Origin of the sequence: Methylobacterium fujisawaense (assembly GCF_014138435.1) — a bacterium.
GTDB lineage: Bacteria > Pseudomonadota > Alphaproteobacteria > Rhizobiales > Beijerinckiaceae > Methylobacterium > Methylobacterium fujisawaense.
The window spans coordinates 263361-288266 of the sequence record NZ_JACJIM010000008.1 but is presented as its reverse complement, the minus strand read 5'-3'; the positions used below and the strand labels follow the sequence as shown (position 1 = coordinate 288266).

Sequence of the window (24906 nt, the reverse complement as noted above, 5' to 3'; positions counted from 1 at the left end):
CGTGTTGCCGCTTCCTAGCCCGTCAGCGCGGCCTCGCGCAGGAAGGCGAGCAGGTCGTCCGACCGGAAGTGATGCACGGCGAGCCCCGCCGCCCGGCCGGCGGCGAGATCGGTTTGCTGATCGCCGATCAGGAAGCTGCGCGCGCGGTCGATGTCCCAGTGGTCCATCAGGTCGAGGATCATGCCGGGTTCGGGCTTCCGCCAGCCGTGGACCGCCCTGTAGGCCTCCACCGTCCCGTCCGGATGATAGGGGCAGTACCGGAGATCATCGATATGCGCGCCCGCCGCGCGCAGGTCGTCCCGCATCCAGGCCGTCAGACGGGCGACATCGGCCTCGGTGTAGAAGCCGCGGGCGACCCCCGCTTGGTTCGTGACGACGAACACGAAGAAGCCGGCATCGTTCAGCGCGCGGACCGCATCACGCGCGCCCTCCATCCAGTGGAACCGGTCCACGGAACCGACATAGCCGTGGTCGTGATTGAGGACCCCGTCCCGGTCGAGGAAGGCGGCCGGTCTCGTCCGGCGGGCCGGGATCTCCACCTGAGCGCGGTCGTAGCTCTCGGGCACGCCGATATCGAGGAAGTAACCGTCGTAGGCCTCGCCCACGACGCGGCCCTCGGCGACCAAAGCGGGCAGGACGTCCCGTTCCAGCGAGCAGGCCGGCGGGAAGCCCTTCAAGGCGTCGCTGCGCACCAGATAGACGCCGGCATTGACGAGACCGGGGCCCGGCTCGGGCGGCCGCTCGAGGAAGGCGGTGATCCGCACGCCGTCGAGGAGCGCGACGCCGTAGCGTGCCGCGTCCGGCACCCGGCGGAGCGACAGGACCATCGCCGCCTCCGGATGACGCGCGGCCATGGCTGGCAGGGACAGCAGGTTGACGTCGAACCACGAGTCGCCGTTCAGCAGGAGGAAGGTCTCGTCCGCCTCGGGGAGGGCGTGCACGACGGCGCCGCCGGTCCCAGCCTGCTCCGGCTCGATCGAGACCCGCAGCGTCATGCCGAAGCGTCGCGCGACCGGGTTGTCGGCGGCGTAGGCGCGGATCTTCTCGCTGTGGAACGAGGCCAGCAGCACGATGTCGGTGAAGCCGTGGCGGCCGAGCTCGAACAGCAGGACGTCCAGGAACGGCTCGCCCGCCACGGGCAGCAGCGGCTTGGGCATCGCCGACGTCAGCGCGCCCAGGCGGGTGCCGAATCCGCCGCACAGGATCATGGCCTGCCGGATGGGGCTGCCGGCGCCTCTCGGTCTCTCGGTCACGGGCCGCCCTTCACGCCGCCGTCCCGCGGGGGAACAGGCTTTCCTCGACGAGGCCGCACACGATGTGCGCGGCGGTGATGTGGACCTGCTGGATCAGGGGCGTCGCGTCCGACGGCGCGTACAGGCACAGATCCGCCCGCTCCGGCATCGCTCCGCCCGTCGCGCCCGTGAACGCGACGACCCGCACGCCCAGCGCCCGCGCCGCATCCATCGCCTTCAGCACGCTCGGCGAGCGCCCGGAGGTGGAGAGGGCGAGCAGGACGTCGCCCGGCCGCCCGAGGGCGAGCACCTGCCGCGCGAACACGTGCTCGTACCCGTAATCGTTGCCGATCGCGGTGATCACCGAGGTGTCCGTGGTCAGCGCCAGGGCGGCGGCGGGCGCCCGATCGTAATTGAGCCGCGAGACGAACTCGCCCGCGATGTGCTGCGCGTCGCCGGCGCTCCCGCCATTGCCGATCGTCAGGAGCTTGCCGCCGCCGCGCAGGGATGCGGTCACCACGTCGGCGATCTCGGCGAGGGTCGCCTGGAAGCGGGAATCGTCGAGGGCCGCCTGGAAGGTGTCGCGGGTCTGCGTGAGGAAATCGACGATCGCGCTCATGAGCACCTCGGTCCGTGCCCGCGCCGGCCGACCTGTCGGGCCGTCCGGCGGGGTGATCGCTGCTGGGCTGGAGCCGTCCGGATCAGACGTTGGCGAACCGCGAATTGCGGATCATCCGGAAGCCCTTGATCAGCTCCTTGATCCCCCGGTCGAGGTCGAAGTCGGGGAACCAGCCGGTCGCCTCCAGCTTCGCATTGGACACGATGTAGTCGCGCTTGTCCGGATCCTCGCCGATCGGGGCCTCGACATAGACGAAATTCGGCACGTGCGCCTTGATGCGCGCGCAGAGTTCTAGCTTCGACAGGTTGGCGCTCGACAGGCCGAGATTGTACGCCTCGCCGCGCATCCGGTCGTAATTGTCGATCGCGTGGATGAAGCCTTTGGCCACGTCGCGGATGTGGATGTAGTTGCGCTTGAAGTGGCCCTCGAAGACCAGGAGCGCCCGGTCGGTCACGGCCCGGTGGGTGAAGTCGTTGACGAGGAGGTCGAGGCGCATGCGCGGCGCCATGCCGAACACCGTCGCGAGCCGCAGGCTGACGCCGCGCCCGCTGTCGAGCACGGCCGTCTCGGCCTCGACCTTGGTGGTGCCGTAGAGCGAGATCGGCCGCAGGGGCGACTCCTCTGTGCAGAACTTGCCGGCCTCGCCGACGCCGTAGCCCGAATTGGTCGTCGGGTAGACGATCCTCTGCTCGCCGCCCGCGCGCTGGACCAGGGCGATCACGGCATCGCGGTTCAGGGTCGTGGCGCCGATCGCGTCCTCCTTGCACAGGGGTGCGCCGACCAGGGCCGCGAGGGGGATGAGCACGTCGTGCTTCGGGATCAGGTCGTCGAGGATGCGCGTGTCGCGCGCGTCGCCCTTGATCGGCTCGAAGGCGTCATACTGGCAGGCCGAGGACAGGTCCGGCCCTCCGGACTTGAACGTGTCGAGAACCGTGACGTGATGCCCGCGCTCCAGGAGCATCGGCACCAGGATCGTCCCGATATAGCCGGCGCCGCCGGTGATCAGAATTCGCATCGTTGCCTCTCGTCGCGATGAGCCGTCGGGCCGCCTGCGGCCGGGCTGGAATGATGGGCGGGCGCCGCTCAGCGGGTCTGGCGATAGATCAGGGTCGACCCGTCGACATCGATGCCGATCGGAACGACGGATAGCGGCGCCACCCGCTCGGTCAGAGCCGGAAGCCGGTCCGGATCGATGAGGGCGAGGAAGAAGCCGCCCCCGCCCGCGCCGCACAGCTTCGCCCCGTAGGCCCCCGACGCGATGATCGCCTCGAACAGATCGTCGAGCACCGCATTCGAGACCTCACGCGACAGGGTGCGCTTGATGCGCCACGAGGCGGAGAGCATCTCGCCGAGCTGCGTGAGCCAGCCGCTCGTCCCCGCCTCCAGCAGCGAGACGCATTCCTCCACGAGGCGGTAGAGTTCGGACAATTCCTTGTCGATCGCGCGCGCGCGCGTCACGGCGATCTGGGCGGCGACCGTGGTCGTCGCGCGCCGCGCGATGCCCGTATGGACCAGCACCATCGACGCGTTGAGCTGCTGTGTGGCCGTAGAACTCATCTGAACGGGGGAGATGCGAATCGCGGAACCGCTGAAATCGAACCGGTTGATGCCGCCGAAGGCGGCATGGAGCTGGTCCTGCACGCCGACGTTCTCGCGCAGGATCTCGCGTTCGACTTCAATGGCCTTCTTCGACAACTCGATTTTTGTCGGCTTCTGGTTCAGAATTGTATAGATTGTCCGAAGAAACCCGACAGTGAAGGCCGACGAGGATCCGAGACCGCTGCCTGCCGCAGGCAAATCGGATATGATGCTTATGTCGAGCCGACGATTGACATCGAAATGCTTGAGGACTTCCCGGACGACCGGGTGCTCTATGTCCTCGACATTGTTACAATGCTCGATCCGAGAATAACTCAGTCTATAATTGTAATCCTGGCAACCAATCAAATCGAGCGCAGCGATGATAATGTATTTGTCAATCGCCGTTCCGACCACCGCACCGGGCGCGCGCTCAAAATATTCAGGATAATCAGTGCCGCCACCGAAAAGGCTGATTCGAAGTGGCGTCCGAGTGACCGTCAGCATCTAGGCATTCCAGATCTTGCATGCGCATCGTTGTTTTGAACATTGAAAACACGGTCCGACCGGATCAATCGAGCGCATTGCAACGCGCACACGCAAGAAACAGTGTCATGGCGCCTGTGACAGGAGCAACGGCAAGGGCTTTTCCTCAAGCGCGACACGTCAAATGTCCTTTTCGGTCTATTTATCGACAATCCTTCAAATCGAACGGGCGAAGATTTTCATATGGCTTTGAACCCGGGATCCCAAGAGAACCGGATTTCGTCCTGCGCGGGCCGATGCCGAACAGCCTCGTCCCGGGCGCTCTCTCGCGGAACGATGCGGGACCAGCCCATCCCGAAGCCGACCGCGCACGGCCCCGATCGCAGCGGCGAAGGCGCCAGACCGGACATCCTCGGCCCGCCGGAGAGCGCCCCTGCGGCGTTCGCGCCAACGCGTCACGCCGTTGCAGATCGCGCGCCCCAACTGCGAAGACCCCGTGGACACACGTCTCCGGCCGCCGAGCACTGTCCCGGCCGTCACGATCCCGTCGGCTGTCGTCGATCGTCCCACCGGCCCCGTCCCGGCGCCGCGCCCTGCGGGAGGGATCGATATACGCATCCCATCGGACGACCGGTGATCCTGGCCCATATATCCCGACTGCGACCGCAGTTTCGAAGCGGTCGTTCCTGTGGAAGCAGCTTCCGAAATCAGGGTTAAAGGTTCGTAAACGATCGTTCGGGCTTAGGATGAGGATCCGCGCATCCGTGTGCATCGGTCCGTCGGTTCGACGGCCTCCCAGCACGGCAACGGACAGCCCCGCGCCGGACACGAAGTCTGCACGGCTGCCGGGTTCCCTCTGCGAGCCGTCTGCCGCCATCGGTCGGCCCGGCCTCCGGCAGCGCCTCGAACGGCCTCGCTGAAACCGCGGCGCGCCATCACGCAGGGCTCGCGGCGGCGTCCGTGCCGCGAGCGCCGGGGCGGGTTCACCGGCTCAGGCGGCCCGCACGCCGGGCCCATCCCGCCCATGCGCCTGATCCATGATCTCGCCGATCCGCTCGCCGACGGCGACGGCGATCTCGACCGAGGCCGCCCCTTCCGAACCCTGCCGGCAGATCCGGGTGAGGACGTCGGTCACGCGCTGCTCCATGACCCCGAGGATCGCCGCGGCCGCCTGCGGCTGCGCGCCGCGCAGCACGGCGGCGAGGTCGCAATAGGCGTCCTGAAGAAGTCGGAGCGTGAGCCGCTCGACCGCTTGTTCATCCTCCGCCGACAAGGCTTGCATCAGACCCCACTCCCGACAGCGCCCCCAGCCTTGCCCCGACATCTTAACAAGCCGTGAAGGACGCCGCGGGACCGCAAGATTCGGCTAACCCTGCCGCAGGGCCGGGGGAGGTCCACTTACGCACGGCGCGGATTCCGGGCGGCCGAGGCGCCTCGGCGCGATCCGCGGCCGGGCGGAGGGAACTTGCCGGGCCCTCGGCGGGTCGACCCCGCAAGATCCGTCAGCGCGAGAGCCTCCCCATGCGCCTCCTCATCATCACGAGCCTCTGTCTGGCCGCCATCGCCGCGACACCGGCATCGGCATCGGCCCAGGTTCAGCAGACCAATCCCAACGCCGCAAACCGATCCATGGAAACCGGCGGCCAGCTGCGCGCCCTGCGGCAGGAGCAGACGACCCAGAGCAACACGCTGCGGATGGACATCCAGCGCAACCAGGCCGCGACGCCCGCCCCGAATACCGGACCGAACGCGATCGGCCCGACCGGCGGTACGGGTGTGATCGGCCGCTAGGACCGGGACGGTGCTGGCCGGAACCGGTCCACGCTCCCTACACGTCCGGCAGGCGCCGCCCCTTCACGACCACCCGCGGCCACCGGTCCAGCCCGATCGGCATCAGCACGGCGATCCCGGGCGGCACCGCGGCGTCGCCGAGCAGGCTCTCGAGGGAGACACGGCAGGCTTCCTCGAGCTCGCCCCGCGTGCGTGCGCCGGACGTCTTGATGTCGGCGATCAGGAGCGCCGCGATCTCGTGGGCAAAGGCGTCGCCGTCCAACATGCCGGGCTCCTGTTCTACGCGTGATCCCGTAGAGCCTCTCGCACAACGCCCGGAGCGCGGTTGCGGTCGGAGGCGAAGCCGCCGGCGCCCGAGAGTCTTGTGGGAAACCCTTAGCCGTCTCGGGCCCTCGCGAGCAGCCGGACAGAATTACGTATCCCCATACCGATTGCGGATGGTGTCACCGTCCGGTCCCGGGCGGCCATCCCCCGCGAGACGACCGTGCCGGCCCCCTACCCATAAAGGAGAGATAGTCCGCCCCGGACGGCCCGTGCCACGTCGGACCGGCAGATCGCGGCTCGGAAGCCGCTTGCCGATCGGCGGCGCGCTCCTGGGCTCGCGTGACGGGGACCAGGGTCCGGGTGCCGTGGGGACGCAGCCCGCGATGGCGCCAGAGGGATCGAGGACCGGACCGATGATCATCGTCGACGAGCGCTCCGGCCCCTTGAGCCCTGGCGCCGCCCCCGCCCGCATGCGCGCGTCCGCGGAGAGCTCGCCCGCCGGACGCCGCGGCGCCGGGCGACTGGCGATCCTGGTGTCGGCGGGGACGATCCTGTTTCTGATCCCGGCCCTCTGGAACGGCCACCCGTTCCTGTTCCCCGACAGCGAGCACTACTTCATCATCGGCCGGAGCATCCTCAGCGGTCTCGTTCGGCTCGGCGGCTCGGCGGCGGCGGCCGGCAGCGGCGGCGCCGTCATGGCCGATCCGGCCGCGAGTTCGGATGCGGCGGGCGGCCTTGCCGCGATCGCGGGCGGGCGCTCCCCGGTCTATGCGCTGCTGCTCTACGTCCTGTCCGCCCTGGCGAGCGTGTGGTGGATCATCGTCCTCCAATCCGTCCTCGTCTCCTGGCTGACCGTGACATTCCTCGATCTCGTCTGGGAGCGACCCCGGCCCGGAGCGGTCCTGGCCGGTCTGGCGGCCTTGGCGCTGCTCACCTCCGCCGGGGCGTTCAGCGGCTTCCTGATGCCCGACGTCTTCGCGGCGACCTTCGTCCTGGCGGCCCTGCTGCTCGTCTTCGACACAGCGGCGTCCCGCGGAAAAACCCTCGCCTATGCGGGCGTTGTCGCCCTCAGCCTGGTGATGCATGCCACGATCGTCCTGCTGGCCGGATCCGCGCTCGTCCTGATCGCGCTGTGCCGGCTCGTCCCCTTCGCAGACCGACATGTCCGCAGGGCGTCGCTGTTCTGGATCGGGGGGGCGCTGATCCTGGGGCTCGCCTTCAATGCGGCCTATCTCCGGCTCGCGGAACGCGTCTCCGGGCACCCGGTCGGAGCGCCGCCCTACCTGATGGCGCGCGTCATCGCCGATGGGCCGGGGCGTCTGCTCCTCACCGAGACCTGCACGCCGTCCGATCGCCCCTTCGCGGCCTGCGCCTTCGCAGGCCGGCACTTCGTCGACCACAATGACTTTCTCTGGGGCAGCGGGAGCCCCGGTCCCAACTTCAGCACCGCGCCCGCCGCCCTGCGCACGGCGCTCGGCGCCGAGGAGGGGCGCTTCGTCCGCGCGGCAATCCTGCATCATCCGATCGCGCAGGCGGCGGCCTCGACGCGCAACGCCCTGCGGCAGCTCGTCAGCGTGGACATGACCGAGTTCGTGATCGGGACGCATCTCCTCGTCGACGATGCCGAGTTCAGGACGGCCGCGATCCTGAAGACGATCCCCAAGCTCGACCGGTGCCTCGCGCAACCCGGCGTGTGCCCGCCGGAGGCCGCGCTCGTCCCGACCCTGCAGGGTGCCTTCGGCGTCAACCTCCTGTCCTGCTTGGCCGCGATGGCCGTCACCGCGCTCTACTGGGCACTGCGGCCCCGGCTCGGGGCCGACACCCGGGCGCGTCTGGATCGCCTGATGCTGATCGGGACCGGGATCTGCCTCCTGCTGCTCGTCAACGCGGTAGCCTGCGGCGCTCTGTCCGGACCGCATGACCGCTACCAAGCGCGCCTGGCGTGGCTCAGCGCGCTGTTCATGGTGGCGCTCGCGGTCCATGCGGGCGGGCCGGGCGAGCCGCAGCCGGCGCGCAAGCCGGTGTGACGGGCGCTGCGCGCGCCGAACCGACCCGTCTGCGGCGGGACGGACGGCATACGCCGGCGGATACGCGAAGCGGCCGCCTCCGGGCGATGCACGGCGGCGGTCCCCCCGCGGTCGGGCATTCAGGCGCGGATCGCGCCGCCCGGACCTTCAGACGATCTCACCGGGCAACGAACGGGCCCGTCCCGAAGCTGAACCGGCTCCAGCGCCTTCCGGCAGCCGAAGCCGAGGGTGCGGACTGGTCCAGCACGGCCGGACCGAGAGGCCGGCTCCATCTAGGGAGCGATCCGGACACGGCCGTCCGCTACGGCCGGACCCGTCCCGATATCGCGGCGCGGCCTGCGGATCGGAGGCTGGCCTGGGCAGCCGCGCCGCCCGGCTATCGAGGCTCGGGGGCGGACGACAGGCCGACCCGGGAGCCGACCCGGGAGAAGACGAGGAGGCGCGCGCCCGCATAGTTCAGGACGAGGGCGACCGCGGAGGCCAGGGCCAGGGCGGCGAGGGGGGCGGAGAACGGCTCGGGAAGCCGGAGGATCGCCAGAGCGAAAACCAGCATGTTGCAGGCGAAGCCGAAGGCCTGCACCAGCAGGTAGCCGGCCAGGGCGCTCAGGACCGGGCGCCCCCGCAGATCGGCGAAGCTGAGGCTCCTGTTGAGCAGGAACGTGACCAGCACCGCCACCGTGAAGGACACCGCCCGGGCGGCGAAGGGCCCGCAGCCGAAGCCGTGGATGCAGAGCGCCATCAGCCCGGCATCGGTGACGAATCCGATCCCGCCGACGAGGCAGAAGCACGCGAAGCGCTCCGCCTCGCTGCGGGATGCCCGGGCCTCAGCGGACATCGAGCTGCCGGGCCACCGAGAGGTAGAGCAGGCGCTTCAGCTCCTGACGGGTGCGGGTCGTCAGGTCGAGGACGATCCCGGTGAAGAAGGTCAGCACGCTGAGGATCACGATGCCGAGGCTCAGGACCGCCGTCGGCAGGCGCGGCACGAGGCCGGTCTCGACGAAGGTGACGATGACGGGCGCGACCAGCACGAGTGCGGCGAGCAGCAGCGCCACGCTGAGCGCGCCGAAGAACTGGAGCGGCCGCTCGTCCTTCATCAGGCGCAGGATCAGGTACAGGATGCGCGCACCGTCCCGGTAGGTGCGCAGCTTGCTGACCGATCCCGCCGGCCGCTCCTGATAGGCCGTCGTGACCTCGGCAGCGGGCATGCGCAGCTCCAGCGCGTGGACCACGAGTTCGGTCTCGGTCTCGAAGCCGCTGGACATCGCCGGGAACGACTTCACGAAGCGGCGCGACATGACCTTGTAGCCCGAGAGCATGTCCCGGAACTCGCGCCCGAACACGCCCTGGACGAGGCCGGTGAGGACGCGGTTCCCGAGGCGGTGGCCCGGCCGGTAGGCCTGCTGCGAGACCTCCGCGCGGGCGCCGTTAACGAAGTCGAGGTCGTCCTTGAGCACCCGTCCGACCAGGAACGGTGCCGCCGCGGCGTCGTAGGTGCCATCCCCGTCGACCAGGATGTAGATGTCGGCCTCGACGTCGCCGAACATCCGCCGGACGACGTTGCCCTTGCCCTGGCGCGGCTCGATCCGGACGATCGCGCCCGCGGCTCGGGCGACCTCGGCGGTCCCGTCGGTGGAGTTGTTGTCGTAGACGTAGATCTGCGCCGTCGGGAGGGCCGCGCGGAAATCGCCGACGACCTGCGCGATCGTCAGGCTCTCGTTGTAGCACGGGACCAGAACGGCCAGGCGGGGCGGGCGCGCGGTTTCGGCGACGAGGCCAAGGACGGACATGGCGGGGCTCCGCGGCCTCTGCCTGAGGCCTGCCGCCACCGTGCGGGCCGTCCGGATCGACCACAATCGGCCGCGCTCCGGAGCCGGACCGCGCTTTCGACGTAGCGGCGCCGGCCGAAGGAGGGCGGGCTACGTCCTTCGGCGGAGACGGCCGCGCGGGCTCACGCCTCGGCCCGCGCCCGCTTCCGCGCCTCCGGGACGCCGGCGGGCGCTGCGCGGCCGGGTCCGCCGAAGGGCAGGCGCAGGCCCGCGACCACCGGATAGACCGCCGGCAGCACCACGAGGGTGAGCAGCGTCGCGGAGATCAGGCCGCCGATCACCACGGTGGCGAGCGGCCGCTGCACCTCCGCGCCCGCGCTCGTCGAGAGCGCCATCGGCAGGAAGCCGAGCGCGGCGACCAGGGCGGTCATCATCACCGGCCGCAGCCGCATCTCGGCGGCGCGCGTCGCGGCCTCCTTGGCGCCGAGGCCGGTGGCCTCGAGGTCCCGGATGTAGCTCGTGAGCACCACGCCGTTCAGGACCGCGATGCCGAAGGTCGCGATGAAGCCGATCGCCGCCGAGATCGAGAACGGCATCCCGCGCAGGGTCAGCGCCAGGATGCCGCCGGTGGCCGCCATCGGCACGTTGAGGAAGATCAGGCCGGCGATGCGAACATCGGCGAACATCACCACCAGCAGGATCAGGATCGCCGCGAGCGCGGCCGGGACGACAACCGTCAGCCGGCCGGTCGCCTCCTGCAGGTTCTGGAACTGGCCGCTCCAGACCAGGGCGTAGCGCGGCGGCAGCGTGACCTGCTGCGCCACGGCGGCCTGGGCGGCCGCGACGAAGCTCTGCACGTCGCGGCCCCGGACGTTCGCCTGAACGGAGATCCGCCGCTGCAGCCGCTCCCGGCTGATCTGCGCCGGTCCCGTCGCGACCTCCACGCTGGCGACCATTGCCAGCGGCACCATCATCCGGCTGCCGGCCTCTCGACCCGCCTCCTGGCCGGAGCGGCCGACCGGCAGGGCGCGGATGCGCTCGATGTCGCCGCGGTCGGCGGGATCCAGGCGCACCACGATGTCGGTGATCGAGTTGTCGTCCCCGTAGACCATGCCGGCGGTGCGGCCGCCGATGCTCTCAACGACGTCGAGCACGTCGGACACGGTGATGCCGTAACGGGCGGCCCGGGCCCGGTCGACCTGGATCGAGAGCGCCGGCATGCCGGCCTGCGCCTCGGCCTTCACGTCCGCCGCGCCCTCGACCCCCGACACCGTCCGCACGATGGCATCGGCCGTGTCCTTCAGGACCTTGAGGTCGTCGCCGTACAGGCTGATCGCGACGTCGCCGCGCACGCCCTCCAGCAGGTCGTCCATGCGCATCTGGATCGGCTGCGAGAAGCTGTAGGCGACACCGGGCACCTCCTCCTTCAGCCGCGTGTCGAAGGCGGCCACGAGGCCGTCCTGCGTCGCCGCGGTGGTCCAGGTGGCGGGGTCGGCGAGGGTGATGAAGCTGTCGGTCGATTCGACGCCCATCGGGTCGGTGGGGATCTCGGCGCTGCCGGTGAGGGACACCACCCGCTTCACCTCGGGGAAGGATTTCAGGACCCGCTCGATCCGGCCGACCGTGGCCAGCGACGCGTCGAGGGCGATGCCCGGCAGCTTCTCCGAGGTGACGACGATCGCGCCCTCCGACAGCTTCGGCAGGAACTCGCCGCCGAGGCGCGTGGCCAGCACGCAGGAGCCGGCGAAGAGCGCGAGCGCCACCCCGACGGTCAGGACCACGTGCCGCTCGGCGCCGCGCAGCAGCGGCCTGTAGGCGGCGCGCATCCCCCGGACGAGGCGCGTCTCGCGCTCGCCGACGCCGCGACCGGCGAGGAAGAGGGCGGCCAGGGCCGGCATCAGCGTGAGGGTGACGACCAGAGCGCCGGCGAGCGCGAGGATCACGGTCAGCGCCATCGGCACGAACATCTTGCCGGCCACGCCCTGCAGCGCGAGGATCGGCACGTAGACGAGGATGATGATCGCCACCGCGAAGATCACCGGCCGCGCCACGGCGGCGGTGGCGTCCCGCACCACCTCGGTGGCCGGCCGGTCCGGATGCTCCCCGCGCGCGCGCAACACGTTCTCGATCATCACCACGGCGCCGTCGACGATCAGACCGAAATCGATGGCGCCGAGACTCATCAGGTTGCCCGACAGGCCGAGCAGGCGCATGCCGGCGAACGCCATCAGCATCGCGAGCGGGATCGCGACGGCGACGATCAGGCCGGCCCGCAGGTTGCCCAGCAGCAGCAGCAGGACCACGATCACCAGCACCGCCCCCTCAAGGAGGTTGTGCGCGACCGTATGGATCGTGCGATCCACGAGGGCGCTGCGGTCGTAATAGGGGACGATCGCGACCCCGGGCGGCAGTTGCGGGCGCAGGTCGTCGATGGTCTTCTTGACCCGCTCGACCACCGCGCTGGCATTCTCGCCGTAGCGCATGAGGGCGATGCCCACGACCGTCTCGCCCGCGGCGTCGTGGGTGACGGCGCCGAGCCGGACCTTGGGCGCCTCCTGCACGGTTCCGAGCGTCGCGAGCGTGACCGGGACGCCGCCGGGGCCGGTCGCCACCACGACGTCGGCGATGTCCTGCGGGCCCTTGGCGAGGCCGAGGCCGCGGATCACCTCCTGCTGATCGTTGTGCTCCAGATAGGCGCCGCCGCGCGCGGCATTGTTGTCGGCGAGCGCCGTGTAGACCTGGGCGAGGGTGACCCCGTAACGGCGCAGGGCATCGGCGGAGATGCGGGCCTCGTAGGTCGGCATCTGGCCGCCGTAGATGTTCACATCGGCGATGCCCGGCGTCAGCTTGAGCTTCGGGGCGATCGTCCATTGCAGGATGCGCTTGAGCTGCATCGGCGTGTAGGCCGGCGCGCGCAGCTCGAACTGGTAGATCTCGCCCAGGCCCGTCGCCATCGGGCCCATCTGCGGGTCTCCGACGCCGGCCGGCATCAGGCTCTTGGCCTGCGGCAGGCGCTGGAACACCTCGGCCCGGGCCTCGGTCACCGATACGGATTCGTCGAAGGTCGCGTAGACCGCCGAGACCCCGGCCCGGGACGTGGAGCGCACATTGGCGAGGCCCGGCGCGCCCGCCATGGCATTCTCCACCGGGAAGGTGACGAGACGCTCGACCTCCAGGGGGCCGAGCCCCGGCGACAGGGTCAGGACCATCACCTGCCGGGGCGAGATGTCCGGCACCGCGTCGATGGAGAGGCCCTCGAGGTTGGCGATCCCGCCCGCGGCGGCCGCGAGCGCCACCACCAGGACCAGGAACCGGCGGCGCACCATCAGGGCGAACCAGGTCTTCATCGCGGTGCTCAATCCGTGGAGCCGAGCAGGCTGCGCATGAGGATCGCCTTGAGGCCGAAGCTGCCCGCCGTCGCGACGCTCTCTCCGGCCGCGACGCCGCGTGTCACCTCGACCCAGTCCGCCCGCTGGATCCCGAGGGTCAGGACGCGCCGTTCGAAGCGGTCGGGGGCGACGCGCACGAAGGCGATCGGGCCCGCCTCGGTCTGCTGGATCGCGGCGGCCGGGACGGTGACGCCCGACCGGCCGAGATCGGCGGCCACCGTGACCGACACGAACATGTTGGCGCGCAGCAGATCCTCGGGATTGTCGAGTTCGAGCCGCGCGGGCGCGGTGTTGGTCGCCGGATCGAGGGCGGCGTTGACGGAGCGCACCCGGCCCTCGAAGGGCGGCTGGCCAGGGATCGGGCTGTCCACCGTGGCCGCGTCCCCGGCCTTCACCCGGGTGATGTCGGGACCGTAGAGATTGGCCAGCACGACGACGCGGGCCGGATCGGCCACCGTGAACGCGTCGCGGGCGGTGTCGACGACCTCGCCGAGGGTCACGCCGACCTGCGTCACGACCCCGGCGATCGGGGTGACGACCGCGCTGGTGCCGGGCGCGGCGCCCTCCGCGGGGGCGAGGCGCTGATACTGCGCCCGGTACATGTCGGCATTGGCCTGGGCGGACTGGACCGCCGCGCGCGCCTTGGCGAGATCGACCTGCCGCCGCTCGACCTCGGCCTGGGCGACGCCGCCGAACTTGAGCTGCTCCTGGCCGCGCTTGAGCTGTATCTCCGCGGCCCGCTCGGAGGCCTGCGCCTCGCCCAGGGTCGCCTGGGCGGCCTGGAGGCCGTTGCGCGCGTCCAGGATCCCGGCGGCGTCGAGGGTCGCCAGGGTCTGGCCGGCCGCGACACGGTCGCCGGGCTGGACCGCGAGGCTGAGGACCCGCCCCTGCGTGCGCGGCTTCAGATGCGTCACGCGCCGCTCGTCGAAGGCGACGGTGCCGGGGGCGCGCACCGGCAGGACGATCCGGCGCGTCTCGGCCGTCCCGAAGGCGAGGCCGGACCGCTTCTGGCCGGCCGCGTCGAGGGTGACGAAGTCCGATTGTGCCGGCGCGTCCTCCGTCTTCGCGGCGGACGAGGCCGTCGCCGAGGCGTCGTCACCGGTTTGGGCAGGCCCCAAGCCGAGCCGGTCGCGCAGCGCGTCGCGCGAGATCCAGCCGGCGCCCAGGAGCGCGGCGAGGATCAGGACGAGCCAGGCCAGGCGTGCGCCGCCGCGCCGGGCCTTCCCGGGCCGGACCTCCGGAGCGGCCGCCGCGGTCGGCCCCACATCCGGATGCGGCGCCTGCGCGTCGGTCTCGGCCTCCCGCGCGGCGTCGGAGGCGTCCATGGTCAGCGCCATCCGATCCACCGCAGGCCTCCCCATCGCCCGGCGCCGAGCGCCGCAGCCGACTCGACCGGCCGCCTCACGCGTCGAGGCCCGGCTTGAGCACGTCCTGGGTCACGAAGCGCCCGGTCTCGACCTCACGGACCACGACCTCGTAGCCCGCGCTGCGCAGATCCTTGAGGTGATCGAGGGTGACGTAGGCCCGGGCCTCGACATCGTACAGGCGGCTCGCCGCGTAGCGGTTGATCAGGCGCCGCGGGCGCCGCTTCCTAGGCATGCACCGACGTCCACGGATCGGGCGCGAAGCGGCGGGACGGGCAGGGAAGGCGAGACCAAGTCCGCATCGAGGGAATCCGGAAGCGCACCGTCCGGCGGCCGAGGGGCGGGCGGGTACGGGCTAGAGTCATTCCAATAAAGAGGGCCAACGCGATGCGGTGCCATTAAATTCGGGTTCATGCGGACGGTCGCGGGGCGATTTGCGCCGCGAAGTCCGGCACAAGGGTCCGGGACCGGGAAACAGCCGCGCCTGCGCCGGGGCGTGGAACCGGGGCGGGGGCCGCGCGTGGCGAAGCTGCTGCTGATCGAGGATGATGCGGAGACGGCCGGGGACGTGCTCGACGACCTGCGCGGGCGCGGCCACGAGGTCGTCTGGACCGCGACCGGTCCGGACGGAGCCCGGGCGGCCCGGGACGGCGGCTGGGGCGCGATCATCCTGGACCGGATGCTCCCCGGCCGGGACGGCCTGAGCGTCCTCCAGGATCTGCGCCGCGACGGGGATCGGACGCCGGCGCTGGTCCTGAGCGCCCTGGGCGACGTCGACGAGCGGATCCGGGGCCTGCGCGCCGGCGGGGACGACTACCTCGCCAAGCCCTTCGCGCTGGCCGAACTCGCCGCACGCATCGAGGCGCTGCTGCGGCGGCCGGTCGACAGCCGCGAGACCGTCCTGCACGTGGGCAACCTCGCGATCGACCTGATCGCCGGCACGGGCCGGCGCGGCGCCCGCGACCTGGAGTTGCTGCCGCGCGAACTCAAGCTCCTGGAGTATCTCATGCGCCGCCCCGGCCAGATCGTGACCCGGGCGATGCTGTTCGAGGAGGTCTGGAACTACCGGTTCACGCCCAAGTCCAACCTGATCGACGTCCATGTCGGGCGCCTGCGCCGGAAGCTGGAGGCGGGCGGGGAGCCGCCCCTGATCCACAGCGTGCGCGGCACCGGCTTCACGCTGACGCCCGATGGTTGATCGGCTCCGCTCGGCGGACCTGTTCCGCTCCACCGCGATCCGCTGGGCGCTCGGCATCGCCCTGTGGTCGCTCCTGCTCGCCCTGGCGATGTTCGCCTTCGTCTACTGGCAGACGGCCGACTACCTGCGGGAGGAACTCGCCGAAACGCTCCGGCTGGAGGTCCGGGCGGCCGCGGCCGACCCTGGCGTCGCGGCGACCCGGGTCGATACGTGGATCGCGATGGATGTCCACGCCACGCATTACGGCGGCCTGTTCGCGCCGGACGGGACGCGCCGGGCCGGCAATCTCGGGGCGTTGCCGGCCCGTCTGGCGCGCGACGGCGACGCGTACCGGGTGAGCGCGACGGTCGATCTCGCCGGTCGCAGCCTCCAGGACGAGATCTGGGCGGCCGCGCTGGCGCTCGCCGACGGCAGCACCGTGGTGATCGCCCACGACACCGACGAGATCGACCGCGTGAAGGCCACGATCCTGCGCGCCCTCGGCCTCGGGCTGGTGCCGACGCTGGCACTCTCGGCCCTGGGCGGCCTGCTGCTCACGAGCCGCGCGCGCCGCCGCCTGGCCGCCACCGAGGCCGCCGTGGCCGAGGTGATGCGCGGCGACCTGGGCAAGCGCCTGCCGGTCGGCCCGGGCGACGACGAGTTCGACCGGCTGACCCGGACCGTGAACCGGATGCTCGACGAGATCGAGCACCTCATGGGCGAGGTCCGCAGCGTCGGCGACGCCGTCGCCCACGACCTGCGCACGCCGCTCACCCGCCTGCGCGCCCGGCTCGAGCGCACCCGGTCCCAGGCCCGGACCGTCGCGGAGTTCCACGAGGCGATCGACCAGGGGCTCGTGTGGATCGACCAGACGCTCGCCATGGTCACCGCCGTCCTGCGGATCGGCGAGATGGAGGACGGGCGGCGGCGCGGCGCGTTCACGCGGGTCGATCTCGGCGAGGTGGCGGCCGTGGCGGTCGAGTTCCACGCGCCGCTCGCCGAGGAGAAGGACATCGACCTCGCGCTCGCGGCGCCGGACGGGCCGCACCCCGTCCACGGCGACCGCGACCTGTGCTTCGAGGCCCTCTCGAATCTCCTCGACAACGCCCTGAAATTCACGCCGCCCGGCGGCCGCGTCGCGGTGGGATTGCAGCGGACCGAGGCCGCGATCGTCGTGACCGTCGCCGATACCGGCCCGGGGCTGCCACCGGGGGAGCGCAGCCAGGTGTTCCACCGCTTCTATCGCGCGGAGGCGGCGCGCCAGACGCCCGGCCACGGCCTGGGCCTGAGCCTCGTGGCGGCGATCGCCGACCTGCACGGCGCCCCCGTGGCGATCCGCGACGCGGCGGGCGGCGGCTGCCATGTCGAGCTGCGCTTCCCGCACGCCGAGGCGGAGGCCGGCCCACGGACGGCCCGGTCAGCGCCATCCATCACAAGTGGACCGTCATCCCCATAATTCGCCCGTGATGGCTCGGCCGCTCGGGTGCGAAAGCCGCGGTTAAGGCGCGCCATGTCAGTACCCGGCAACGAAACGACGCCTGTGTGGGGCCGATGAACGTGTTGCGGCGCGCCGGTTCCTGGCTCAGATCTGCCCGCACCTGGATCGCGCTCGGCGTCCTGGCCCCTTTGGGCATGGTGGTGACGTCCGGCCTGATGCTGGCCGATCTGCGCCGGGACGCCTGGGACAGCGCGGACCAGACCAGCCGGAACCTCCTCCAGGTTCTCGAACGCGACATCGTGCGCAACATCGAGATGTACGATCTCTCGATCCGCGCGGCCGTCGACAACCTGAAGGTGCCGGGCCTGACCGAGGCCGATCCGCGCCTGCGCCAGCTCATCTTGTTCGACCGCGCCGCGACCGCCCGCGACATGGGCGTGATGCTGATCCTGAACGAGGAGGGCGATGTCGTCGCGGACATCGCGGCCGTCCCGCCCCGCAAGGGCAACTACGCGGATCGCGAGTACTTCCAGGTTCACCAGGCGAGCGCCGGGCTCGGCCTCCATGTCGGGCGTCCGATCGTGTCGCGGCTCGACGGCGAGCGGATGCTGCCGTTCAGCCGCCGCATCGACAGGCCCGACGGCAGCTTCGGCGGCGTGGTTCTGGGCACCGTGAAGCTGTCCTACTTCACGCACCTGTTCAGCGAGATCGACCTCGGGCCGGGCGGGGCCATCAACCTGTACCTGACCGACGGCACCCGCATCATGCGCTATCCCTACGTGGAGGCCGATCTCGGGGCGAACATCGCGCAGGCGCCGACCTTCAGGCGGTTCCTGCGGGAGGGGCGGGGCAGTTTCGTCAGCACCTCCGTGCGCGACGGCGTCGAGCGGAGCTACAAATTCACGCGGATCGGGACCCTGCCGCTGATCCTGAACGTCGCCCTGTCCACGAAGGACGTGGAGGCGGACTGGGCCGCGAAGGCGACGATCATCGGCGGCATCGTGCTGGCGCTGTGCGGCCTCACGATCGCGCTGTCGCTCCTGTTCGGGCGGGAGCTGCGCCGCCGCGAGGCGATGCGGGCCGAGATGGCCGCTTTGTCGCGCACCGACGCCCTGACCGGCCTGCCGAACCGCCGCTGCTTCGAGGACATGTACCAGCGGGCTCTGGACGCGGCCCGGCGCGACGGCCATCCCCTGTCGCTGCTCATCGTGGATGCGGACCATTTCAAGCGCTTCAACGACCAATACGGGCACCCGGTGGGCGATGCGGTCCTGCAGGGCCTGGCGCGCAGTCTGTCGGCGAGCGTGCACCGCCCGCAGGATCTCGCCAGCCGCATCGGCGGCGAGGAGTTCGCCGTGCTCCTGCCCGAAACCGACGAGGCGGGCGCCCGGCGCGTCGCCGACACGATCCATGCCGAGGTGGCGAAGCTCCCAATCCCGTCGGCCGGGCTCGGGGCAGGCGTCGTGACGGTGAGCATCGGGCTCGCCGCCGCGCGGCCGAGCGGCGACCGGAGCGCGCCCCTGCCGGACCTGTACCGCTTGGCGGACGGCGCCCTCTACGAGGCCAAGACCGGCGGCCGCAATCAGACGCGCAGCGCGGCGCCGTCACCCGCGCCGCTCCAAAGGGGCGCGCTGCAGCTGGTGAAGACGTCCTGACGGAGCCCGGCTGCGATCGGTCTTCCGATTTCTTGACGGAATCGACACGAAAACCGTGATCTTCTCGCGCCGATGGCTGACGGACCGGCCCGTGCCGCCCGTCGTCATCGCGCGCCGATGGACGGGTAGGCAGCGGGACCCGTGCGTCGGATCAGCGATGCTCGTGTGGATTTCGCGTGGAATCCGGCCCCGCAAGCCAAGGGTAACGAGGATGGACGACAGACGTGTGGCGCCCCGCAGACGGACGCTTCTCGAGGGGCACATCGAACTCGCCGGTGGCGGTGCGATCGACTGCACGATCCGCAACATCTCGGACGGCGGCGCCCGCCTGCGCGTCGTCAGCGTGATCGGCGTTCCCGACGCCTTCGTGCTGTCCTACGGGATCAACGGTCAGCGTCGGCCGGTTCGCGTCACGTGGCGTCAGGAAACCGAACTCGGGATCGCGTTCGACGACGCCTGACGGCCCGCGCCGGACGAGGCTCCCACGCCCACCCGTGTTGAGGGGCGGATCGGAGGGGCGTGGAAGGCCTGCGTCCGGCTGGTGGCCCACCGATGCGCCGACAGGGTTAACGTTTCCTTACCGGGCGGCGGGGGCCGCGCGCCGGGCGTGGAGCGTCTCGGCGATCACCACGCCGGTCCGCAGCACGTGGCGATGGGCGATGGCCCCGGCCTCGGCGGCGTCCCGACCGGCGAGGGCCTCGAACAGATCCCGGTGCTCCCGGGCGGATTCCGCCCAGCGGCTGCCGCTGGAGAGCGCGCGCAGGCGCGCCCACTGAGCCCGGGCCTGGAGCGGCGCGTGGGCCTCCGCCAGCGGACGGTTGTGGGCGGCCGTGACGATCGTCCGGTGGATCTCCTGGTTGAGGGCGAAATAGGCGTCGAGCACCTGGTCCCGGTGCATGCGGTCGAGCTGAGCCTGCTTGCCGCGCAGGTCGTCCATCAGGGCCTCGGAGATCCGCGGCGCGGCGAGTTCCGCGGTGAGCCGCTCGATGCCGGCCAAGGCCTCGAACAGTTCGAGGATCTCTTCCGGCGTCCAGTCCGGGACGCGCGCGCTGCGATTCGGGTGCAGGTCGACCAGCCCCTCCGCGGCCAGGAGCTTGAGGGCTTCCCGCAGCGGGGTCCGGGAGACCCCGAGCGCGACGGAAAGGTCCGTCTCCACGAGGGTCGCGCCCGCCGGCAACACGCCGCGGACGATCATGTCCTTGAGCCGGGCCGCCGCCTGCTCGTGCAGGCCGATCCTGTGCACCTGCGCGGCGGGGACGATCAGGGCCTTGCGGGGCCGGCCCCGGCCTCGTGCGACGACGTCCATCGATCCTCCCGCTCCACCGCGCCAGCCTAGCGCGTGCGGCCGCCCGATCGATGATCCATTTTTCGGCCACTTGCGCTGCCATATCATGCATTTGCGCAAATTGCATGCAACATGCAGAAAATACCTTGTCGCTCGTCCCGGCCTGTCGGATGCTCCGCGTGTCGGGGAAGGATGCGATGGAACGACCGAACCGCACGACGCGCCTGGGCATGCTGACGCCCTCGTCGAACAGCGTCCTCGAGCCGGCCACCGCCCATCTGCTGGCCGGCTGCGCGGGTGTGAGCACCCATTTCGCCCGCTTCCGCGTGACGGAGATCGGCCTGTCGGCGGCGGCGCTGGACCAGTTCGACCCCGAGCCGATCCTGAGCGCGGCCGACCTGCTCGCCGACGCCCGGGTCGCCGCGATCCTGTGGAACGGCACCTCCGGCGCGTGGCTCGGCTTCGACGCGGACGAGCGCCTCGGCGCGGCGATCACCGACCGGACCGGACGCCCGGCCTCCACCGCCGCGCTCGCCTTCCGCGACCTGTTCCGCGCCCGGGGCTTCCGGCGGATCGGCCTCGTCACGCCCTATACCGGCGACGTCCAGCGCCGGATCCAGGCCAACTGGGGCGCGGCCGGATTCGACTGCGGCGCCGAGCGCCATCTCGGCCTGTCGGAGAATTTCGCCTTCGCCGAGGCCGGTCCCGAGGCCATCGCCGGCATGGTCCGGGCGGTGGCGGCCGAGGGCGTCGACGCGGTGGCGATCGTCTGCACGAATCTCGCGGGCGCCGTCCTCGCTCCGGATCTGGAGGCCGAACTCGGCGTGCCGGTGATCGATTCGGTGGCCGTCACCCTGTGGAAGGGCCTGGACCTCGCCGGCTGCCCGACCGCGCATCTCGCCGCCCATGGCCGCGCCTTCGCGGCGGACGGGGAGGGCCGTCCGTGAGCGCCGGAGCCGGAACCACCCTGATCCTCGACGGGATCACCCAGCGCTACGGGACGGCGCTCGCCGTCGACACCGTGACCCTCGACATCAAGGGCGGCGAGCTCGTGGCGCTGCTCGGGCCCTCGGGCTGCGGCAAGACCACCCTGCTGCGGGCGGTGGCGGGCTTCCTGAAGCCGACGGAGGGGCGCGTCATCATCGGCGGCCAGGCGGTCGACCACCTGCCGCCGAACCGCCGCACCGTCGGCATCGTGTTCCAGAACTACGCCCTGTTTCCCCACATGAGCGTCGCCGACAACGTCGCCTACGGCCTCGCGGCCCGGGGGGTCGGGCGGGCCGAGCAGAAGGCACGGGTGGCCGAGATGCTGGCGCTGGTGCGGCTGGAGCACCTCGCCGGGCGCTACCCGCGGGAGATGTCGGGCGGCCAGCAGCAGCGGGTGGCGCTGGCCCGGGCGCTCGCCGTGCGCCCCTCGATCCTGCTCCTCGACGAGCCCTTCGCGGCCCTCGACAAGAACCTGCGCCTCGACATGCAGATCGAGATCAAGCGCATCCAGCGCAGCGCCGGCACCACCACGCTGATCGTCACGCACGACCAGGAGGAAGCCCTGTCGATGGCCGACCGGGTCGCCGTGCTCAATGCCGGCCGCCTGGAGCAGTTCGCACCGCCCACCGACGTCTACGACCGCCCCGAGACGCTGTTCGTCAACACCTTCGTGGGCACGGCCAACGTCCTGCACGGCCGGCTCGCGACCGGGCCGGGGGGCACCCGCGTGGTGGCTCTGGAGACCGGCGGCCTTCTCCCCACCGTCACGGCCCTGCCGGACGGGACGCGGGTGGCCGCCTGCCTGCGGCCCCAGCACGTCGCCTTCGCGACCGGAGGGGAGGGGCTCGACGGCGTGGTCGAGATCGGCCTGCCGCTCGGCGCCACCCTGGTCCACGAGATCCGCCTCGACGGCGGCGCCCGCCTGAAGACCGCCGAGGCCCGGGCCGCGGGCGCCCGGCCCCGGCCGCCCGGCACCCGCGTGCGCCTATCGCCGACCGCGCCCGAGCGGGTCAGCGTCTTCCCCGATTCCCGCCACTGAAGCCGAGCCGCCCGAGTCCGAGCCAGGAGAGCCGACCATGACCCTGCACCGCCGCAGCCTCCTCGCCGGCGCCCTGACCCTCGGCGCCGCGCAGGCCTTCCCGGGACTGTCCCGCGCGCAGGCGCGCAAGCTCGTCTTCGCCACCTTCACGGGCAGCTGGGAGGAGGCGCACCGGGCCGTGCTGGTGCCGGCCTTCCGCAAGAGCTCGGGAGGCGACGTCATCCTCGATCCGATGCTCTCGGTCGACCAGATCGCCAAGGTCCAGGCCGCCCGCGCCAACCCGCCGATCGACGTGATGCTGCACGATCCGGGCCCCGCCCTCACGGCCATCGCCCAGGACCTCGTCGAGCCCTATCCGGTGGCCCAGTCGGCCCATTACGGCGACCTGATCGCCGACGCGCAGGAGCCGATGGGCCCGGCGCCGTTCTTCCAGATCGTCGGCCTGACCTACAATCCCGAGAAGGTGAAGACGCCGCCAACCTCCTGGGCCGACCTGTGGAAGCCCGAGTACAAGGGCCGGGTCGGCATCACCAACCTGAACTCGACGCTCGGCACCGGCTTCCTCGTGGAGATCGCCCGGATGCACGGCGGCTCGGAAACCGATGTCGAGCCGGGCTTCAAGGCGCTGGAGGCGCTCAAGCCGAACCTCGCCGCCGTGGCGGCCAACCCGGGCGCCCTGGCGGCCCTCTACCAGCAGGAGCAGGTCGACATCGGGCCGGGCAATTTCAACGCGATCCAGATCCTGAAGGCCCGGGGCGTGCCGGTGGAGTTCGCGATTCCGAAGGAGGGCATCATCGCCTTCAAGACGACGATCCACATCGTCAAGAACACGCCGGTGAAGGAGCTGGCCTTCAAGCTGATCGAGGCCGCCCTCTCGCCGGAGGTGCAGGCCAAGCTGATGCAGAGCCCCTACCTGATCGTGCCGACCAACCGGAAGGTCGCGATCGAGGGCGCGATCGCGAAGGTGCTGGCCAAGGACGCGGACGAACTGAAGCGCAAGTCGGTCTTCCAGGACTGGGCCGCGATCAACCGCAGCCGGTCGGCCTGGATCGAGCGCTTCAACCGCGAGATCCGGGTGTGACCGCCGGCCCGGCCATGGCGACGGCGGGCCCGGTCGCGGCGCCCGGCCGCCCGGTCCGCGCCTGGACGGCGGCCTACGACATCCGCCTCGCCCTGCCCCTCGGGGCGTTCTTCCTGGTCTTCTTCCTGGCGCCGCTGGCGCTGCTGCTGCTGGTGAGCTTCTACGCCGATCCGGGCATGACCCGGTTCGGCCTCGACCAGTACGCCCGGTTCCTGCTCGACCCGTTCTCCCTGCGGGTGCTCGGCGCGACCCTGTGGCTCGGCGTCGAGGTCACGGCGCTGACCCTGCTGCTCGGCCTGCCGCTGGCGCTGCTCCTGACCTGGGCGCCCGGCCGCCTGCGCGGCCTGCTGACCCTGATCGTGCTGCTGCCGCTGCTCACGAGCGTGGTGGTGCGGACCTTCGCGTGGATCGTGATCCTCGGGCGCCAGGGCATCGTCAACGCCGCCCTCCTCGGCCTCGGCCTCACCGACACGCCGCTGAAGCTGCTCTACACCGAGGGCGGCCTCGTCCTGGCGCTGGCGCAGGTGCAGATGCCCCTGATGGTTCTGCCGCTGGTCACCGCCCTGTCGCGGATCGACCCGAACCTCGCCGACGCCTCGGCGGCTCTGGGGGCGGGGGCGTGGCGCACCTTCCTCCGGGTGACCCTGCCGCTCTGCCTGCCCGGCATCGTGGCGGGCTGCCTGCTGACCTTCGCGGCGGCGATCACGGCCTTCATCACCCAGTCGCTGATCGGCGGCGGGCAGATGCTGTTCATGCCCATGTACCTGTACCAGCAGGCCTCCTCGCTCAACAACTGGCCTTTCGCGGCGGCGATCGCGATCGTCTTCCTCGTGGCGGTGCTGGCCTGCGTGACGCTCCTCAACCTCGTGGGCCGCCTGTCGCGCGGCTACGCGCAAGCCTGAGGTCACCATGCGGACGTCCCTGCGGCGCGACTTCGACTGGTTCAGCTTCCACGGCACCGTGCTGCTGCTCGCCGGCCTCTGCCTCGTCCTGCTGGCGGCGCCGACCGTGATCGTCGTGGTGGTCTCGTTCACCAACGGCTTCTCCCTGCGCTTCCCGCCGCCGGGCTATTCCCTGCGCTGGTACGCGGCGCTCGCGGAGGCCGAGCAGCTCCAGGCCGCCGCCTGGAACAGCCTGGTGGTGGCGGGCTGGGCGACCCTCCTGTCGGTGGTGCTGGGCACCGCGGCGGCGCTCGCCATCGCACGGTCGCGGCGGCTTTCCGCGCGGCTCCTCGACAGCCTGTTCCTGTCGCCGCTGGTCCTGCCGGCCCTGGCCTTCGGGCTCGCCGCCCTGATGCTGTTCAGCCTCGCCGGGATCCCGGTCTCGCCGCTGACCCTTATCCTCGGCCACACCGTGGTCTGCGTGCCCTTCGTGGTCCGCACCACGGTCGCGGCCCTGTCGCAGATGGACCCGGTGCTGCTGGAGAGTTCGACCTCGCTCGGCGCCTCGCGCCTCTACACGTTCCGCCGGGTGACCCTGCCGCTGATCCGGCCCGGGATCCTGGCCGGGGGCTTCATCGCCTTCATGGCGAGCTTCGACAACGTCCCGGTCTCGCTGTTCCTGCGCGACGCCGCCACCGACATGCTGCCGATCCGGATGTGGCAGGATCTGGAGGGGCGCCTCGACGTCACGGTAGCGGCGGCCTCCAGCCTGCTGATCCTGGTGACGGTGGTGCTGGCGGTGGTGATGGAGCGGGCCGCCGGCCTGTCCCGCCGGATGGCGGGCTGA

23 protein-coding genes are annotated in these 24906 nt (G+C 71.2%); 11 read left to right on the top strand and 12 right to left on the bottom strand.

Annotation, left to right across the window (positions count from 1 at the left end; genetic code table 11):
- Positions 1-14 precede the first annotated feature (14 nt).
- The 5 genes from GGQ91_RS24070 to GGQ91_RS24050 all read right to left on the bottom strand — a co-directional run bounded on the left by GGQ91_RS24070 (position 15) and on the right by GGQ91_RS24050 (position 5197).
- Complete coding sequence (locus tag GGQ91_RS24070; protein WP_343066852.1) at positions 15-1253, bottom strand: HAD-IIIA family hydrolase; 1239 nt, start codon at positions 1251-1253, stop codon at positions 15-17.
- A gap of 10 nt (positions 1254-1263) precedes the next feature.
- The gene (locus GGQ91_RS24065) at positions 1264-1851 is read right to left on the bottom strand and encodes an SIS domain-containing protein (RefSeq protein ID WP_043349796.1); all 588 of its coding nucleotides are present in this window, start codon (positions 1849-1851) and stop codon (positions 1264-1266) included.
- 82 nt (positions 1852-1933) lie between these two features.
- Positions 1934-2866: an NAD-dependent epimerase/dehydratase family protein gene (locus GGQ91_RS24060; RefSeq protein WP_043349794.1), complete on the bottom strand. Its 933-nt coding sequence runs from the start codon at positions 2864-2866 to the stop codon at positions 1934-1936.
- Positions 2867-2934: 68 nt separating this feature from the next.
- Positions 2935-3936: a GHMP family kinase ATP-binding protein gene (locus GGQ91_RS24055; RefSeq protein WP_182593010.1), complete on the bottom strand. Its 1002-nt coding sequence runs from the start codon at positions 3934-3936 to the stop codon at positions 2935-2937.
- A 970-nt stretch (positions 3937-4906) separates the two neighbouring features.
- Positions 4907-5197, bottom strand: a complete 291-nt coding sequence (locus GGQ91_RS24050; RefSeq protein ID WP_043349792.1) for a hypothetical protein — start codon at positions 5195-5197, stop codon at positions 4907-4909.
- Between the two features lie 239 nt (positions 5198-5436).
- Here GGQ91_RS24050 and GGQ91_RS24045 point away from each other — a divergent pair, with 239 nt between their 5' ends.
- Positions 5437-5706 (top strand): hypothetical protein, encoded by a 270-nt coding sequence (locus GGQ91_RS24045; protein WP_179698459.1) that lies wholly within the window; start codon positions 5437-5439, stop codon positions 5704-5706.
- 37 nt (positions 5707-5743) lie between these two features.
- On the opposite strand, the gene GGQ91_RS24040 is transcribed toward GGQ91_RS24045, so the two are convergent.
- Positions 5744-5971 (bottom strand): hypothetical protein, encoded by a 228-nt coding sequence (locus GGQ91_RS24040; RefSeq protein WP_043349788.1) that lies wholly within the window; start codon positions 5969-5971, stop codon positions 5744-5746.
- Positions 5972-6383: 412 nt separating this feature from the next.
- On the opposite strand from GGQ91_RS24040, the gene GGQ91_RS24035 reads away from it, so the two are divergent.
- Positions 6384-7997: a hypothetical protein gene (locus GGQ91_RS24035; protein WP_182593009.1), complete on the top strand. Its 1614-nt coding sequence runs from the start codon at positions 6384-6386 to the stop codon at positions 7995-7997.
- Between the two features lie 376 nt (positions 7998-8373).
- Here GGQ91_RS24035 and GGQ91_RS24030 read toward each other — a convergent pair whose 3' ends face one another.
- The 5 genes from GGQ91_RS24030 to GGQ91_RS24010 all read right to left on the bottom strand — a co-directional run bounded on the left by GGQ91_RS24030 (position 8374) and on the right by GGQ91_RS24010 (position 14751).
- Positions 8374-8832, bottom strand: coding sequence for a GtrA family protein (locus tag GGQ91_RS24030; protein ID WP_182593008.1), 459 nt, complete (start codon positions 8830-8832; stop codon positions 8374-8376).
- Positions 8822-9784 carry a glycosyltransferase gene (locus GGQ91_RS24025; protein WP_043349781.1) on the bottom strand — a complete coding sequence of 321 codons (963 nt, stop codon included), beginning with the start codon at positions 9782-9784 and terminating at the stop codon, positions 8822-8824. Before GGQ91_RS24025 ends, GGQ91_RS24030 begins: the two co-directional genes overlap by 11 nt.
- 161 nt (positions 9785-9945) lie before the next feature.
- Complete coding sequence (locus GGQ91_RS24020; RefSeq protein ID WP_182593007.1) at positions 9946-13110, bottom strand: efflux RND transporter permease subunit; 3165 nt, start codon at positions 13108-13110, stop codon at positions 9946-9948.
- An 8-nt stretch (positions 13111-13118) separates the two neighbouring features.
- Complete coding sequence (locus GGQ91_RS24015; protein ID WP_246410886.1) at positions 13119-14477, bottom strand: efflux RND transporter periplasmic adaptor subunit; 1359 nt, start codon at positions 14475-14477, stop codon at positions 13119-13121.
- Positions 14478-14553: 76 nt separating this feature from the next.
- Entirely contained in the window at positions 14554-14751 is a 198-nt protein-coding gene (locus GGQ91_RS24010) for a polyhydroxyalkanoate synthesis regulator DNA-binding domain-containing protein (protein WP_182593005.1), read from the bottom strand.
- 285 nt (positions 14752-15036) lie between these two features.
- Between GGQ91_RS24010 and GGQ91_RS24005 the strand changes: the two genes are divergently transcribed.
- The 4 genes from GGQ91_RS24005 to GGQ91_RS23990 all read left to right on the top strand — a co-directional run bounded on the left by GGQ91_RS24005 (position 15037) and on the right by GGQ91_RS23990 (position 19246).
- Positions 15037-15714: a response regulator transcription factor gene (locus GGQ91_RS24005; protein WP_043349768.1), complete on the top strand. Its 678-nt coding sequence runs from the start codon at positions 15037-15039 to the stop codon at positions 15712-15714.
- Positions 15707-17149, top strand: coding sequence for a HAMP domain-containing sensor histidine kinase (locus tag GGQ91_RS24000; protein ID WP_051044747.1), 1443 nt, complete (start codon positions 15707-15709; stop codon positions 17147-17149). Before GGQ91_RS24005 ends, GGQ91_RS24000 begins: the two co-directional genes overlap by 8 nt.
- A 95-nt stretch (positions 17150-17244) precedes the next feature.
- Positions 17245-18786 (top strand): sensor domain-containing diguanylate cyclase, encoded by a 1542-nt coding sequence (locus GGQ91_RS23995; protein ID WP_182593004.1) that lies wholly within the window; start codon positions 17245-17247, stop codon positions 18784-18786.
- A 211-nt stretch (positions 18787-18997) separates the two neighbouring features.
- Positions 18998-19246, top strand: a complete 249-nt coding sequence (locus tag GGQ91_RS23990) for a PilZ domain-containing protein (protein WP_043386543.1) — start codon at positions 18998-19000, stop codon at positions 19244-19246.
- Between the two features lie 117 nt (positions 19247-19363).
- On the opposite strand, the gene GGQ91_RS23985 is transcribed toward GGQ91_RS23990, so the two are convergent.
- Complete coding sequence (locus tag GGQ91_RS23985; protein WP_043386546.1) at positions 19364-20092, bottom strand: GntR family transcriptional regulator; 729 nt, start codon at positions 20090-20092, stop codon at positions 19364-19366.
- 176 nt (positions 20093-20268) lie between these two features.
- Between GGQ91_RS23985 and GGQ91_RS23980 the strand changes: the two genes are divergently transcribed.
- Genes GGQ91_RS23980 through GGQ91_RS23960 form a run of 5 tightly spaced genes read left to right on the top strand, consistent with a single transcriptional unit; the run spans position 20269 to position 24906 of the window.
- The gene (locus tag GGQ91_RS23980) at positions 20269-21018 is read left to right on the top strand and encodes a maleate cis-trans isomerase family protein (RefSeq protein WP_246410885.1); all 750 of its coding nucleotides are present in this window, start codon (positions 20269-20271) and stop codon (positions 21016-21018) included.
- Entirely contained in the window at positions 21015-22097 is a 1083-nt protein-coding gene (locus tag GGQ91_RS23975; RefSeq protein WP_182593003.1) for an ATP-binding cassette domain-containing protein, read from the top strand. Before GGQ91_RS23980 ends, GGQ91_RS23975 begins: the two co-directional genes overlap by 4 nt.
- Positions 22098-22134: 37 nt before the next feature.
- The gene (locus GGQ91_RS23970; protein WP_043349754.1) at positions 22135-23178 is read left to right on the top strand and encodes an ABC transporter substrate-binding protein; all 1044 of its coding nucleotides are present in this window, start codon (positions 22135-22137) and stop codon (positions 23176-23178) included.
- Complete coding sequence (locus tag GGQ91_RS23965; protein ID WP_043349751.1) at positions 23175-24080, top strand: ABC transporter permease; 906 nt, start codon at positions 23175-23177, stop codon at positions 24078-24080. Before GGQ91_RS23970 ends, GGQ91_RS23965 begins: the two co-directional genes overlap by 4 nt.
- Before the next feature lie 7 nt (positions 24081-24087).
- A complete protein-coding gene (locus GGQ91_RS23960) occupies positions 24088-24906 on the top strand; it encodes an ABC transporter permease (protein WP_043386552.1) in 819 nt (272 codons plus the stop codon).